Below are 14065 nucleotides of genomic sequence, written 5' to 3'. Positions count from 1 at the left end.
TTTTCCCTCTTTGAAGGACACAGAGGGAACGGAGGGCACAGAGAGCATACTCCGCGACGCCGGGGACACGGTCTCCATGAACCGCAGAGATAAAAAGAGGTTTGTTTCTATACAACCACAGAGGCACAGAGGCCACAGAGGAAGAACACAGAGATTTTTTCTGTTTTTCTGATTGCTTTTTCAGATGGCCCGGGACGGAAAGAAACACTCAGACAAGGTCACAAGCACAGGTGCTGGTTTGCTTTTCATGTCAAGCCGGCGGGTGTTTGGAACTACTGCATTGCCTGGGTGCACGCTGAGGGACGAGGCTGTTCGGCCAAGGGCGTGCCGGCGGGCTCCCAGTGCCACGTTCTTGTGCCCTTTTGACAACAGATAATCTCTTGTTTTCTCTGCGACAGATCTCTGTGTTCTCTGTGCCTCCGTGGTTTGTTTATAAACCTCTCTCCGTGTCTCCCTGGTGTGGTCCGCGTTTCGGTCCTTCGGCAGGGTGCTCACAGCGTGCCGGGGCGTTTCTGTTCCGGCCGGCCGAAGAGCCTCCCCAGCATCCAGAGGCCGCCCAGACCCAGGAGGAGCAACGCCGCCGCGCTTCCGGTGTCCGGCACACTGGCAATCTGCAATTCGGTCCCGGGTAGATGCCATCCCACCCACAACCTCAGGTTGGCGTCCTTGGCGTCCCACGCATCCACCCAGCCGCTCAGGACCATCTCGTACTCGTGACCCGGGTTCACGGTGAAGCTGTACGGCTGGGAGAATGAGGAGACCGGTTCGTCCATGAGCTGCCATCGCAGGAGGACCTCGTCCAGCGTCAGGTCCCGTAGCACGAAACTCATGTCCTGTTCCTGGGCACTGTAATTCCACCAGGCCTCGGCCTGGAGCGTGAAGGTCATTTCGGGCGCGTTGAACAGGAAGCGCGTGCGGGATTCGGTCGCCACGTAAAGTCCGCTGCCGGGCAGGCTGCCCACGCCCCCATCAGGGGCCGGCAGATCCCAGGGAGCTGCACCGGCCCTCAGCCACAAGGAAAACGGGCCCACGGCACCTTCCGCCCATCCCCACCCGTGGGGACGGGAAGCGCCCTGCCAGAAAAGGAGGTCGCTACCGGCCGAGGCGCGATTGAAAATCCCCGTTTCAGCCCGCGTGGTCCCTTCCGAATCGCTCCACACTTCCAACCACTGCGCGGAGACCCTGGAATCCTGGCTGGTCAGCGTGATCGGCCCGGCTTGGAGCGCCGTGGCATGGAGGATCCATCCGGCCAGTGCCACGCACAAGGTGGCCAGGCCGTGCGTCCGGCCCCCGATCCGGCCTCCCGACCGATGTGTTGTCCAAGTCATGGTTCGGACTCCCAAATCGATGCGTCTCATATCTGTACACAAGCAACCATCGGGCGAAAAGGGGCATTTTCCGTGCCACGCACCCAGGCCCGCCACAAACCTTGGGAGGGACGACATCCTCGCCGTTTCGTTGAACCACAGAGACACCGAAAAGCATCTTTCTGATTCAACCGCACAGACACAGAGCAGCGAGGAAGCACCGAGACTGTTTTTTCATCCACCACAGAGGCACAGAGGACACAGAGAAGACACAGAGATTTTTTCTTTTTTTCTTTCTCTGTGGGCCCTGTGTCTCCGTGGTTTCGCCTAAAACGTCCTGGTCGTCACGAAGCAGGTCCGTGGGGTGTCCCCGCCGCAACCGCGCCCTCGGCAACCCGGTCTCGTCCGGCCATAGCCGGAACCAGCTCGCGAAACAGTCGGCCCAGCTCGGCCCTGGCCTGGTCTGCAGCGACCTGCAGCAATTCGCGCACCTCACCCCGCCGCCGGAACAGCTCCAGGACACGCTCAACCGCACGGTCGGTGTCCATGGCCCGGCCATCCACAACCCAGTCGCGTACCCCCACCGAATCGAACACCCCTTCGAACTTCCGGCTGTAGGCCACGCCCACAGTCGGGATGCCCTGCGAAAGCGCCGCGATACACGCATGCATCCGGGACCCGACGAAAAACTCGCACAAGCCGATCACCGCCTTGATTTCCTGGCAATCGTACTCACCCGTGACGATGCGGACCCTTGCGCGCAAGGCTTGCGGCAAGGTCTCCCGTACGCGTCGGCATGCTTCCGGGTCACTTTCCACGCTGTCCGGCGGCGCGTACGTATGGGGAATCAGCCAGACCTCGCCCCTGTGCTCCTTCAGGAGAGCCTCCACGAGGCGCGGCAAGTATGCGCGGTAATCCAGTCTCAGGCCGAACATGTTGGCGCGATTGTAACCGCCGTTGTACATAAGCCCGTTGACATTCAATCCGATCGGCCGCAGCTCCGGCCAGACCCACGACTCATCCTCATGCGGCAGGGGCGGTTCGGTGAGCAATCGCCCGGGCCTGCGCGGCGGCAGGGCAAACGCCACGTCCGGGCTCAGCATCACCGTTCGCCGGCGCGCCACCAGTTCCTGCGCCACCCGTTGACTTTCCCGATCCCGGGCGATGATGATCGGCGAACGGCGGAGCAGCCAACCGGCCAATTGCCGCGCCCACCACCGATGGTACGGCCCGTAGGTCTGCGGGAACTGAACCAACGCCCCCTTGACCATGATGACCGACCAGGCCGCCAGGAAACCCAGCAGAAACCGCCGCGGCCCGTAGATGTCGCTGAAACTGTCACCGCCGCGGATGTCGCCCACCACGTCCATCTCTTCCAGGGCTGCGATCCACGGGGTGTGCCGGCTCAACCATCGGCGGACCTGCCGCAGCGGGAGCATCCGGTAGAGCCCGCTGGCAAGGACAATCCAGGAGAGATGTTCGCAGGGCTTTGCGCGCGGAGAAAGCCGGTAGTTCACGATCTTCACCCGCCGGATCTCGCTTCCCATGCGGAAGGCGACCTCCTCCGGGGCTTGATGGCCGAGGAACATGACGATCTCCCCGGCCCCGGCCTCCGCGCACAGGGAAACCAGCGACGTCCCCAGGGCCATGACCCCGCGATTTCCCGAGCTCACCGGGGTCCCCATCAATCCAACCTTCATGCGAACCTGCCCCCCGGTGGATACCACCAACGATCGAACACGGTCTGTACCAATTCGCGATGCGTCTCGCAGAGGACCATGTTGCGCACGCCCCGCATGCGTCGCTCACCAATCCAGAATCGTTCCACCCAACCGCGCCGGTTCAACCAGCGTAGCAGGGGCCCATGCCCGAGCAAACTGCTCAGTGCTCCGTGCCGATGCTTCTCGCAAAATGAGAGCCACTCCGCCTCCACCGCATCGGGATCTGACAAACGCCTACTGAATGCCTCCATGCGCTCCCGCCAAAGGGTGGCTTCGCCCGCCGGCAACAATTGCGCACCGGGTGGCGGCTTCGACTGCCGAAAAGGAATACATTCGAACGCCGCCTCTTTTCGAGGACCCAGACAAAGACGTACGAGAAAGCCGTCGTGAAATCCCTCCCTGCTTCGGTAGATCTCTTCATCCATCACGAGCGCCCCCTGCCCGTAAACGATGAAACCTTTCCCATGGCGTTCCCAACCGCCCAGCACATGCGGGTGTTGTACAATCACCGCCGTGGCACCCAGATCGACCAGAAACCGGCACAAGCGTTGGACCCGGGGGGTGACCGGCTGGAACTCCGCCGCTCCGTGATACAGAACAATCCAATGATCCCACTCTGCCTGCTTGTCTCGCACCAACTGCACCAGCGAGATGAGGTCCAACGGATTTGCACCTGCAGCCGTCGGTCCGGCGATCGAAAATTCCCGCTCCGCTACGCCCACGACAGCAATCCGAACGCCCTTGACCTCCCGAATGAACGGTCTGCCGGCTTCCTCCAGGTTGCTGCCGGCTCCGACCGTGGCGATGCCCGCCCGACGACATGTCTCCAGGGTCGTACGCAACCCCGCTTCTCCATGGTCCATGATGTGGTTGTTGGCCAGGTTCAGCAGGCCGATTCCGGCTTTTCGCAAGGGCTCCACACACACTGTGGGCGCTCCGAAAACCGGTCCTGTCTTGCGGATGGGAGAAGCCCGCTCGATAAACGGGCACTCCAGGTTGGCCACCACCAGGTCCGCAGCCCGAAACACGGGGAGCAGGTCGTGGAAAAGCGTCTCCGCATCGCCCCGCTTGAAGTGTTCCAGGTTGTCTCCGATGGGGCAGACGTCCGCCCCGATCAGCATCGTCACCATGACCTCTGGTCTCCGCCCTTCGGGCTCCTAAAAGCCCATTGCTGCCGGGAAGATCGAATCCCTTTTCCGCCTTGTGGGCCAAAACTCCCAGGGCGGACGTTCCCACCAGCGGGAAGCAAGCAGATGTTCCACCTCCGATCTATCCACTCGCCATCCGACCTGCCGAGCCGGAAATCCGCTGACGACGGCGTAATCAGGCACGTCCATACAAACGACGGAACCAGGTTGCGCGACGGCGCCGATTCCAATCCGCCGAGTGGGAGGAAGCACGATCACTCCGGGCCCCAACCAGGCACCGTGCCCAATCTCCAACACCCCAAAAGCCATCGGCGCGCCGCGGACCCTACCCAGCTCTGGATTGTAAAAGAATCCGTGCGTGGATCGTAGGTCCAGAGGGTGGTTCCGGGTGAAGGTTCGCACGTCGTCGGCCACCCATGCATACCTCCCAATCCGGGTTCCTCGGTGCAAAACGGCCGGTTTGAGCTGCCAGGGCCAGTAGGCGAACGCACCCACTTCCACGCCGTGATACCGGCTCAGCAACTTGCGAATTGTCCCGGAGAATGCCGGCCCACCCTCGACCTGAACGATCCAGCACCGGATGATCTTGCGCAGCCTTTCCTGGCGCGCCACGCCGTAAAACGGCAGCAACCAAGCCCCTCCAACCCGCAAGCCCTGCTCCCGCACTTCCGTGCGCCGCTTCCCAGTCATAGCGTCCGAGTCTCTCCGCGGATCCGATGCACCATACTTCAAGGCATACCCTTGCCATCCCCCGAAATCGCCAGCTCGTCGATGGTTCTCCACCACCATTCCTCCGCAAGGAGCTTCTCCACCGTGGCAGCCGCAAAGCGGTATCGGACCACCCTGGCCGGGTTGCCCGTCACAACCGCATAAGGAGGTACGTCGTCGTGTACAACCGCCCCGGCGCCAATCACCGCTCCATGTCCGATGGCACGCACCTTGGGCAAGACGATTGCACCATGGCCGATGTAAACGTCATGCCCGATGCACACCCCTGCGGCAACGTGCCCCGCAAGTGCACGCTCCTCCGCATGAGGGCTCCACGCCGGGCCTCCCTGCACGACACATTCGTCCGGGCCATCCGCTCCCAGGACCCGCGCCGTATAGTAAATGGAACAGTACCGCCCGATAACTGTACCGGGCGCGAAATGATTTGGATCCGACTCACACGGGCCGATGCTGTACATCCCCACGGTGATCCCGTGGTACCGATGGAGGATCTCCCGCACGCTGCGCGAGTATACAGGTCCCCCTTCCCGCTTCATCACAAACGCGCGCAACGCCCACCGGAAAGATGAGCTGAGCACGCGGCCGTAGATATGGCGAGCCACCAACCTCCCGTAGCGGGATGACCTCCCGCCTGCGAACAGCTTCTCTGTGGTTCCTACAGTCATTCACGAACAGGCGCGCAGGCTCTTTCAGGACCTTCCACACCCTATACTGTCTCGTCCCTCTCCGCGCAGAATCGAGCGAAACCTCCAGACACCATGTGCTCGTAAGATTCAGGATGCATCCGAAGCCCGCCGCTTCTCCACGAAGGCCGTCAGCCGTTCCAACGTGCCGAAATTCTCTTCTCCCACATCCCCATCGCCCACGTGGATTTCGTAGGTTTCCTCCAGAAATTGAATCAGGCGCAACAACCCCAGGGAGTCAATCAGCCCTCCCACCCCCACCAAGGGTTCACCAGGTTCCAACCGTTCCCGGCCGCCGGCCAGAATCTCCCCTACAATAAACTGTTCGATTTGCGAGCACACGTTCATCTCAACTCCCTTTCCTACATGTGGTTTCTCACACCAGCCCAGCACCAAAGGTCCCCGGGCCAGCCCCATGACTGCTTAGTAACGCTGTTTGCAACATTCCGACAAGTTCGGGGCGGTTTACCTTGCCTGTCGATGTTTTGGGAAGCTCGCCCAAGATGTGGATCTTTTCCGGCACCATATAAGGGGGAAGGCGATTCCGACAAAATGCAACCAACTCGCCGAGTGTGACGGCAGCGTTGCCCGCCAAAACCACAAACCCGAACAGTCGGTTGCCCACCAGATCATCCGGCACGGCGACCACAGCAGCTTCTTTTACCGCCTCATGACTGTACAGCACACTCTCAACCTCCCCAAGCTCGATACGGTACCCGCGGCATTTGACCATGTGGTCCCGCCGCCCCAGAAACAGCCAGGTACGACCGTCGTCGGCCAGCTTCACAATGTCCCCCGTGGCGTAAACCACGTCACGAAAACAGTCCTGAAGAGGGTTCTGGCGGAAGCTGCGGGCCGTCTTTTCCGGATCGCCCCAGTACCCCAACGCCACCGTGGGCCCGCGAACCCATAATTCTCCCTCTACTCCGGCCTCGGTGATTTGCTTTCCCGTCTCGTCGACCGCGAAGACCTCCGTGTTCTCACACGAACGTCCGATCGGCAACGAGGAAGGCGCGTCCTCCGCCAGGTCCTCGCCGCGCACCCGGTGGTACGTACAAACGTTTGTCTCCGTGGGACCGTACAGGTTGAAAAAATCCGCGCCCGGCACCGCCTTGACCAGACGGCGGAGGTACTTCAGGGGGAAAACCTCGCCCGCGAACAGAACCAGCCGCAGACACGCAAGGTCATGAGACTCCAGCCGCCCATACTGCACAAGCAGGCTGAGGATTGAAGGCACCATGTAGGTAACGGTGATGCGCTCCTCCTGCCAGAGGTCAGCCAGCTTGACAGGCAGCGAAGCGAGCTTCTCCGGGACCACCACGACGGTACCCGCCGCTTTTGCTGTCGCGTAAACGTCGAACGTCGAGAGATCGAAATGCAGCGGCGCCATGCTTGTCATACGATCCTCCGAACGCAAACCGAATGTATCAACTGCCCAATGAATGAACGTCAGGCATGTGCGATGCGCAATCATCACCCCTTTGGGCCGCCCGGTTGAACCCGAGGTATAGAGGATGTACGCCAGATCGCTCTCCATGGTCGGCGTTTCAACCGACCCCGAATCCATGGTCAGAATTTCGGATCTGCCAAGCACCACGCCGTCCGCCCATCCGAGCGTGTCCCCGGTCAGCTCCTGTTCCGGACAGACGACCACCCGCACCGGCGCACCTTCTTTGCAAGCGGCCGGAACCTGTCTTGCGTGTGCTTCGTCTGCAATGACCACGCGCAGACCGCAATCCCGGGCGATGTAGGCCGCCCTGCTGACCGGGGCCTGCGCGTCGAGCGGAACGTACACACCTCCAGCTTTCATGATCCCGTAGACGCCGCATATCGACATCAGGGACTTGTTCAACCACAATCCGACGCGATCTCCCTTCCGCACTCCCGCCTTTTGTAACGCCCTTGCAAGCCGGTTGCTCTGGCTTTCCAGCTCCCCGTACGTCCACTCCGCATCCAGATAACGAACCGCCGGCCGCTCCGGCTCGAGCTGGGCGGCATTTTGCAAGAGATGTGACAACAAGTATTCCATATGCTCTTCTTGGTTTGACCTTGCTCGACTCGTGAGCCGCTGACTCGAACAACTTTACAGGCCCAGCAGGGATGCTATCAAGTTGCACTGAACCTCGTTTGTCCCCGAGTAGAGCCGGCTACCCAATGCATCGCGGAGCTCTCGCTCCAGTCCGCATTCGACCCGGTACCCCTGTCCGCCGTGAATCTGTAGAGCGTCCTCACAGCACTGCACCCAGGCCTCGCTGATGTGCTTCTTCGTAAGAGCCGCGTCCAGATATGCCGGCCGGTTCTGCGCCAACAGCCATGCCGTGCGGTAAAGCAGCAATCTTGAGGTTTCTAGTCGTTCCTTCATGGCCACTAGCCTGGCCGCCACCTGCTGAAACTTCCCGATGGGCTGCCCATACTGCTTTCGGTTGCGCGCAAAACGAACCGACCGTTCGAAAAGCCGCCGCATGGCGCCCACCGCACTCGCCAGAATGCATCCCCGTTCCCAGGTCATGGAACGCATGAACACGAAAGATCCGGCACCTTCATCCCCGAGCCGCGCATTTGTGGGAACACGGCATTCGGAAAAACTCACTTCCCCTGTTGGCGATGTCCTGAGTCCCATCTTGTCTACCAGCCGGACCGACACCCCCGCGGTCTTGGTTTCCACAAGGAACACCGTGACCCCCGCGGGACCTTTCGCAGCATCCACAGTGGCATACACCGTAAGCACGTCGGCGATCGGCGCATTGCTGACGAACGATTTGTGTCCGTTGAGGATGTACTCGTCTCCCTCCCGCCGCGCCGTGGTTCGCAGAGCAAATGCGTCCGAGCCGGCCTCCGGCTCTGTCATGGCATTGCCGCCGATCCAGCGACCGCTCGACAGCGCAGGAAGGTACTTTCTCTTTTGCGCCTCGGTCCCGACTGCCAACAAGGGCGTCACAACAGTCCAAAGGTGGGCATGCAACGAGAAGAGCAGACCGTTGTCGGGACATGCGTACCCCAACCGTTCCAGTGCACCCACCATCGTGAGCGCGTCACACCCTGCCCCGCCCAGTTCGCTGGGTACGGGCAAACCCGGCAGACCCCGCTGTCCCATTGTCTCCCAGCCTGAACGATCGAAGGTGCCCGCGCGATCCGCCTCAACAAGGTCGCGTGTGAATGCGCATCTGGCCCATGCCTCGATCTCGTCGAACAACCGGCGTTGTTCCGCGTTCCATTCGAAGTCCATGTTTGTCGTCTCCAGATGGCGTCGCCTGAGCCAAACCAACCTCCGGACGGAGCGCCCCTCATTACCGATCCCTCCGCCTTTGCCAAAGCGCAGCCAGAACCACGATCATCCATGCCATGTCGAAGCGGGCCGCGTCCCTGCTGCGTCTTCCTTGTGGCCCGGCGCTCCCGAGCGGGGGTTAACGATCACTTTGGCAGGCCTGCGGTGTTGCTTGAAGGGAGACGCCCAACCACTGCCGAACCGCACCCGCGGGGCCCTGCTGACGGAACCCCTGCCAGAGCACGATCACCTCCGACCGCAGCTCGGGCGTCAGCGCCACCGCCGCCGCACCGGCAAGGCAGGCGCAGATCACGGCAGCCAAAAGCCCCGCCCAGACCGGCGCCTGCAACGTCCAATGGGCCACCACGCCAGCGGCACATGACAACAGGCTGATCCCCGCAGCCGGGCGCAGAGTCAACCCCATGGGAGTCGCGTCACGCCTCTCGAGCCTCCATACGCAGACCAGCGTGGCCAGGATCTCTCCGATCAGGCCACAGGCGGCGATCATCCAAAGCGGTTGGCCCGACCATGCCACGAAGAATGCAGGGACCAGCGAGATCGCCCGCCACCCGTTGGCGATCAGTTGGCTTTGGGAGTCGCCTTTGGCGATGTTCGCCACCGCCACGGCCATCCGCAGGCACCGGTAAGCCGCCACCACCGACACCCATGCCATGAGCGGCCCGGCTCCTGCGTATTTCGAACCGTAAACCACGCGCATCAGGGCCTCCGCACCCACGATGAACCCGGCCGTCGAGACACTTGCGTAGAGGATCATGATCCCCAGAACCTGCCGGTACCGCCGCCGGAAGGCCGGAAGGTCATCCTGAACACGGGAGACCAGAGGCAATGCCACGGAGTTGAAGATGCGGCCGTATAGCATCTGAGGCGCCATGACCAGGGACACTGCCGCCGCATACGGTGCCAGCTCGGCCAGGTCGTAGAACGAGGCTACCAGGAACTGGTCACCCTGCATGATGCCGAACATCAGGAACCCCGTCAGCAGCAGCGGCCAACCGAATTGCAGCATCCGTCGTCCGTACTCCGGATGCCATCCCCAACGGTACCTCCGCTCGGCCAGTACATGGGAAAGCAGAAGACTGAGCAGGCCCTTGGCGGCCAGGAGTACCAACACCGCGCGGTAGTCGCCCAGCCACCGCGCGACCGGCCACGCCGCCAGTGTCACGATCACCTGCGGGATTGCCTCCACTGCGGCCGCCGGACCAAAACGGAGGTGCCTCTGGAACCGTTGCGTGTCGAGATGCTGCAGCCCGCGAACGAGCACCACCCCGCCCAGGACCATGATGGCCCACGAGTGGTCCGCCACGCCGAACCACGCGGCCAGCACCGGGGAGGCCAGAACGATCAGCACGGCGCTGACGCCCGCCGCCAAAGCCTGCAGGGTGTGGCCGGTATTCACGAATACCGGATCATCCCCTTCGGGATCACGTATCAGAAACCGCCCCACGCTCAGCTTGGCGGTGAACTCGAGCAGGCTCATGACCATCGCAAAGACGGCCGCCATTCCGAAGTCCGCCTTGCTGAGCAGCCGGGCCAGGATCATGTTGCGGGCGAAAGAGGCCACATAGCCGATCCCCTCACCCAGCGCCACCCAGCCAGTCCCCGTCAACACCTGCTTGCGTAAAGCCATGCCATCCCCGCAATGTCTGCCGGCACTTCTTTTAACGCATCCTTGCCCGGTTTCTTCCGATTCAGGACATGCGATCCATCTCTTGGCCGTCTGACTGGCGATGCCTGCGCAAGAGCCTGACCGACCCGATTCACGCTCACCGCCGCGCCCTACTTCTCAGAAGAGCTTCAACCTCCTCTGTTCAAGGGGCCTTGCAAGCCCAGCGCCCGCCGCTTGACCAGTTCAATCTCTGCAAGGCCCTAGCCTTGCCGACCTCCATGCCATGGTCCATCCTGCTTACACTGGCCACAGCCTCTTCTCTCCTGCCGTGTGCGCATTCCCTTCTAACGCCTGGTTAAACCCAGCCGCAGCCGATGTAATAGCAAGTCTCTGATCATGCTCAAGACGATCGTCACGGCACCAGCCGCCGCTTCAGCCGGGAACTCCTATCGCAACCCAAAACTTGCTTACCTGCCCGCCCAGCTTCTCCAGCCCTCTGCAGCATGCAGCCAGCCTTCAAGCGGCTCAGCATCCGAAGATTATGGACAGTGCAAGCAGAAGGGAATGCGGTCCTGTCGCCCCTCCCCACTCCTACCTGGCCAGACGAAACCACTCAAACTCTCCACTCACAGCCGCCTCCGCCTCAACGAATGCGCCTTTCTCGACCTGCAGCAGATCCAGCGGCGTCCAGGGCCCGGCGAGGTTCCGAGCCGTTTCCACCCTCCATTCCCACATCGAGCGCGGCCATCGCAGCACAACCTTGCCGTCGCCGCCGCGCTCGATCACCAGCGGCACCCGCTCCACAAACGGCAGTTCGTACGCGCCGATGGTGACGCCGCCCACTCCAGCACCCAACAGCTTCGAGTCCGCCCGCAACCGCAGCCCGTCGTCGGCCGTGAAGGGCAACCCGTCAGGCCCCAAGGGATCCTCCGGATTCACAAATCCCGGGTCTCCCCCATTCAGCATCATGCTCTCCGGCCACCCGGCCTTCGGCCCATAATCCGGTGGCCCACCGGCCACGAAGTTTCCCTCCATCACGAGGGGCCCCTGGTCACCCTTAACCTCATACCATCCAACCTGACTGACAGAGACACCACCCGACGGCTCTCCACAGTCCACGAAGATGTTATTCCGGATCACCACATTTGTCGCGCCCACCGTCGTGTCGACACTGATGGGGTGGCTGCTCCGGGCCACATTCGGATAGCTTTTCTTGGCAACACGGACGAACGTATTGTTTTCCACTAGCGTGTCGCGTTGCGTGAAATTGAAGCGCCCAACGTCCACAAAGACATTTCGTATCAATGAGAGCCCGGACATGGTGTATGGAGCCTTTTGAGAGGCCAACACCCCGGCAAAGTTTATGACCATATTATTGGAGAACGTGACGTCCCTGTATGGCACCTGGTAGTTTTCCATCGCATCCGGCGAGTTTTGAAACACAACCAATGGACTGTTACGGATCACGTTGCGCCGAAAAACGTGGTTCGTGCCACCGAAGTGCATCGCATCCCAACCGGACGTTGCCTCAATCCAATTGTCTTCAATGAGATGACCCAGACCCGTGATGAGCAGGCTGTCATAGCCGAGATTTCGGAATACATTGCTTCGGATGATACACCCCTCCGACCGCGTTGACAGGTACAAACCGAAAACCATACTGGCGGAAAGATACACAGGAACAGGCCCCTCGTCTTGCACACCAGGCTGGAGCAGCAGCCGCGACGGCTCAGCCATCACGATCGTGTACGATCCGTTGTTGATACTGGACTGGGTACCCGTGGCCTTCCCGATGTAGAGCGTCTGGCCGGCCGAAAAGCCTCTTGCCACAAAGTTCACAGCATGGTTGGATATGCACCCGTCAGCTGCGAAGAACCACGCGTCGGGGATGACCACGTGGATGCCATCACGAACGGTGCAGCCAATCATTTCAAAAAAGTCTCCATCGTTGTTTACTCGCACATATGCGTCGAGCTGGGACGCCCCTGAATGGCGTGTGATTTCGAAGTTTTCGATGGTAATGTACGAATGGTTGATGATCCAGCCGTGCATCACCACCGCCCCCTCTCCGCGGAATCGGATACGTGCATCAGGAGCACCATTTCTGACCGTGCTGACCCTCTCCGAATAGTAACCGGCTCCCACGTGCACCGTGTCGCCAGCTTGAGCCGCCTGAACCGCCCGGCTGATCGTCCGCCATGGAAGATCAGCGTTCCCGATCTGGGCGTCATCACCGTCCGGGCTTACGTACCACTCGGCTGCCGACATGCCGCATGTCCCAGCCAGCAGCCACGCCAACCCGACGGCCCCCACTGCCAGTCGGAGGACTTCCGGCACCTTAGAAATCATAACGTAGCCAGGCTTCGCTTTGCGGTCGCTGCCATTCACGCGGTAAGTGTCGATGTATCCGCCGATACCAGAGCTTGCGATACATGTCAATGGCATACCGGCTGGCCATCAGGCTCAGCCGGGTCAGCAACCCCTGCACCACGCCGGACTTCCATATGTACCAGGTACCCACTTCTTCCTCCGTCCCCCCAAGGTTCTCTTTGTGCTCATAATGACCTATACCGCTGTCGATGCATGAAATGCCTTCCCCGATCGCTTGTTCTACAAACTTCAGCATGGAGCAGATGCCAACACCCCTCCTGTCCCAATCCCCTCCCGTCGCACGGGCCGGCAGCTCGGAATAGAGCGTACGGCCAAACAAATACGTGTAGCGGGAGGCCAACAACTGCCCATCTCCAACCAGCCTGTAGAACCGCACCCGTCCGTGCTCCGCTTGTCTTGTCACGAGCTGACGATTGAAGGGAACCGCCTTCGGCCACGCCCCGAAGTGCCCCCGCCTGCCTGCCGAACGCCACTGGCGTTGATGCAATTCGACGAACTCCTCGAATGCAGCTTCAACACGATCCGCGTCCGAGACGACGTCGGCCACCAAATGGCACGATCTCGACAGTTGTCGGAGCCGCTTGAGCCGCCCCTTCCGCTCGCCACTCGACAATTTAGCCACGAACTCCTCGAAGGTTGCGGGTAGGAGGAAAATAGTCCGCACATCCAGCCGCCTGTATTGCCAACGATACCCACTGGCTGACAATCTTTCGATGGCGCGCTGCCACACCTTTTTTCCTCTCCACGACGCGGACACCGGGCCCAGGCACACCAAGTCACAGCGCGACTGCTCGAACAAGGCCCTAACCATGCTTTCAACGGCGTCCCCGGAACATCCTCCGATCGGCGGGTCGAACGTCTTTGGTGGCACGTTGGCGCCCACGATGCGCGCCACCCGACGCCTCAGGCCCAGCAATCCCACGCTGTCAATGTACCATGGCACGAATCCCACCACTTGGTCTCTATCTCCCACTAACACCAATGCGAACTCTCTATTGCCACCGTAAAACTCCCACCAAGACTTCAGCCAATCCCATGTCATGTATACGGGAGCACCTTGCTCTCCGGCGACACGATCCATGGCGCTCTCACACTCCTCGGTCACCGTCCTGCTGCACGCCCGGACAAGCCTCACTTCGTGCGCGCCCAGTGCCGGCACTCTCATGGTCCCCATTTCTCCTCCGCGTTGATTCA

10 protein-coding genes are annotated in these 14065 nt (G+C 61.2%); all 10 read right to left on the bottom strand.

The genetic code is table 11. From position 1 onward, the window contains the following. Window positions 1–491: 491 nt before the first annotated feature. The 10 genes from ACPDIX_RS13515 to ACPDIX_RS13470 all read right to left on the bottom strand — a co-directional run bounded on the left by ACPDIX_RS13515 (window position 492) and on the right by ACPDIX_RS13470 (window position 14036). Entirely contained in the window at window positions 492–1328 is an 837-nt protein-coding gene (locus tag ACPDIX_RS13515) for a VPDSG-CTERM sorting domain-containing protein (protein ID WP_423432334.1), read from the bottom strand. Between the two features lie 323 nt (window positions 1329–1651). Then, window positions 1652–3007 (bottom strand): polysaccharide pyruvyl transferase family protein, encoded by a 1356-nt coding sequence (locus tag ACPDIX_RS13510; protein ID WP_423432333.1) that lies wholly within the window; start codon window positions 3005–3007, stop codon window positions 1652–1654. Further along, entirely contained in the window at window positions 3004–4158 is a 1155-nt protein-coding gene (locus tag ACPDIX_RS13505) for a CapA family protein (protein ID WP_423432332.1), read from the bottom strand. The genes ACPDIX_RS13510 and ACPDIX_RS13505 overlap by 4 nt, the downstream gene beginning before the upstream one ends. 746 nt (window positions 4159–4904) lie before the next feature. Next, window positions 4905–5483: a CatB-related O-acetyltransferase gene (locus tag ACPDIX_RS13500; protein WP_423432331.1), complete on the bottom strand. Its 579-nt coding sequence runs from the start codon at window positions 5481–5483 to the stop codon at window positions 4905–4907. 195 nt (window positions 5484–5678) lie between these two features. After that, window positions 5679–5936, bottom strand: coding sequence for an acyl carrier protein (locus tag ACPDIX_RS13495; RefSeq protein ID WP_423432330.1), 258 nt, complete (start codon window positions 5934–5936; stop codon window positions 5679–5681). A gap of 28 nt (window positions 5937–5964) precedes the next feature. Then, entirely contained in the window at window positions 5965–7617 is a 1653-nt protein-coding gene (locus ACPDIX_RS13490; RefSeq protein WP_423432329.1) for an amino acid adenylation domain-containing protein, read from the bottom strand. 54 nt (window positions 7618–7671) lie between these two features. Further along, a complete protein-coding gene (locus ACPDIX_RS13485) occupies window positions 7672–8814 on the bottom strand; it encodes an acyl-CoA dehydrogenase family protein (RefSeq protein WP_423432328.1) in 1143 nt (380 codons plus the stop codon). A gap of 178 nt (window positions 8815–8992) precedes the next feature. Beyond that, window positions 8993–10501: an oligosaccharide flippase family protein gene (locus tag ACPDIX_RS13480; RefSeq protein ID WP_423432327.1), complete on the bottom strand. Its 1509-nt coding sequence runs from the start codon at window positions 10499–10501 to the stop codon at window positions 8993–8995. Between the two features lie 570 nt (window positions 10502–11071). After that, on the bottom strand, window positions 11072–12829 hold the full coding sequence (locus tag ACPDIX_RS13475; protein ID WP_423432326.1) for a DUF1565 domain-containing protein: 1758 nt from the start codon (window positions 12827–12829) through the stop codon (window positions 11072–11074). Continuing rightward, window positions 12819–14036 carry a GNAT family N-acetyltransferase gene (locus tag ACPDIX_RS13470; RefSeq protein ID WP_423432325.1) on the bottom strand — a complete coding sequence of 406 codons (1218 nt, stop codon included), beginning with the start codon at window positions 14034–14036 and terminating at the stop codon, window positions 12819–12821. Before ACPDIX_RS13470 ends, ACPDIX_RS13475 begins: the two co-directional genes overlap by 11 nt. Window positions 14037–14065: the final 29 nt, after the last annotated feature.

The sequence above is a fragment of the Limisphaera sp. 4302-co genome, from assembly GCF_049537155.1.
In the GTDB taxonomy this organism is placed as follows: domain Bacteria; phylum Verrucomicrobiota; class Verrucomicrobiia; order Limisphaerales; family Limisphaeraceae; genus Limisphaera.
This window is presented reverse-complemented; position numbering and strand designations above follow the sequence as displayed.

What these genes read in the sequence shown, in the direction of transcription:
- ACPDIX_RS13470 (WP_423432325.1), bottom strand. Translation starts at nt 14,036, where the DNA reads ATGAGAGTGCCGGCACTGGGCGCGCACGAAGTGAGGCTTGTCCGGGCG.
- ACPDIX_RS13505 (WP_423432332.1), bottom strand. Translation starts at nt 4,158, where the DNA reads ATGGTGACGATGCTGATCGGGGCGGACGTCTGCCCCATCGGAGACAAC.
- ACPDIX_RS13495 (WP_423432330.1), bottom strand. Translation starts at nt 5,936, where the DNA reads ATGAACGTGTGCTCGCAAATCGAACAGTTTATTGTAGGGGAGATTCTG.
- ACPDIX_RS13480 (WP_423432327.1), bottom strand. Translation starts at nt 10,501, where the DNA reads ATGGCTTTACGCAAGCAGGTGTTGACGGGGACTGGCTGGGTGGCGCTG.
- ACPDIX_RS13475 (WP_423432326.1), bottom strand. Translation starts at nt 12,829, where the DNA reads ATGATTTCTAAGGTGCCGGAAGTCCTCCGACTGGCAGTGGGGGCCGTC.
- ACPDIX_RS13515 (WP_423432334.1), bottom strand. Translation starts at nt 1,328, where the DNA reads ATGACTTGGACAACACATCGGTCGGGAGGCCGGATCGGGGGCCGGACG.
- ACPDIX_RS13490 (WP_423432329.1), bottom strand. Translation starts at nt 7,617, where the DNA reads ATGGAATACTTGTTGTCACATCTCTTGCAAAATGCCGCCCAGCTCGAG.
- ACPDIX_RS13485 (WP_423432328.1), bottom strand. Translation starts at nt 8,814, where the DNA reads ATGGACTTCGAATGGAACGCGGAACAACGCCGGTTGTTCGACGAGATC.
- ACPDIX_RS13510 (WP_423432333.1), bottom strand. Translation starts at nt 3,007, where the DNA reads ATGAAGGTTGGATTGATGGGGACCCCGGTGAGCTCGGGAAATCGCGGG.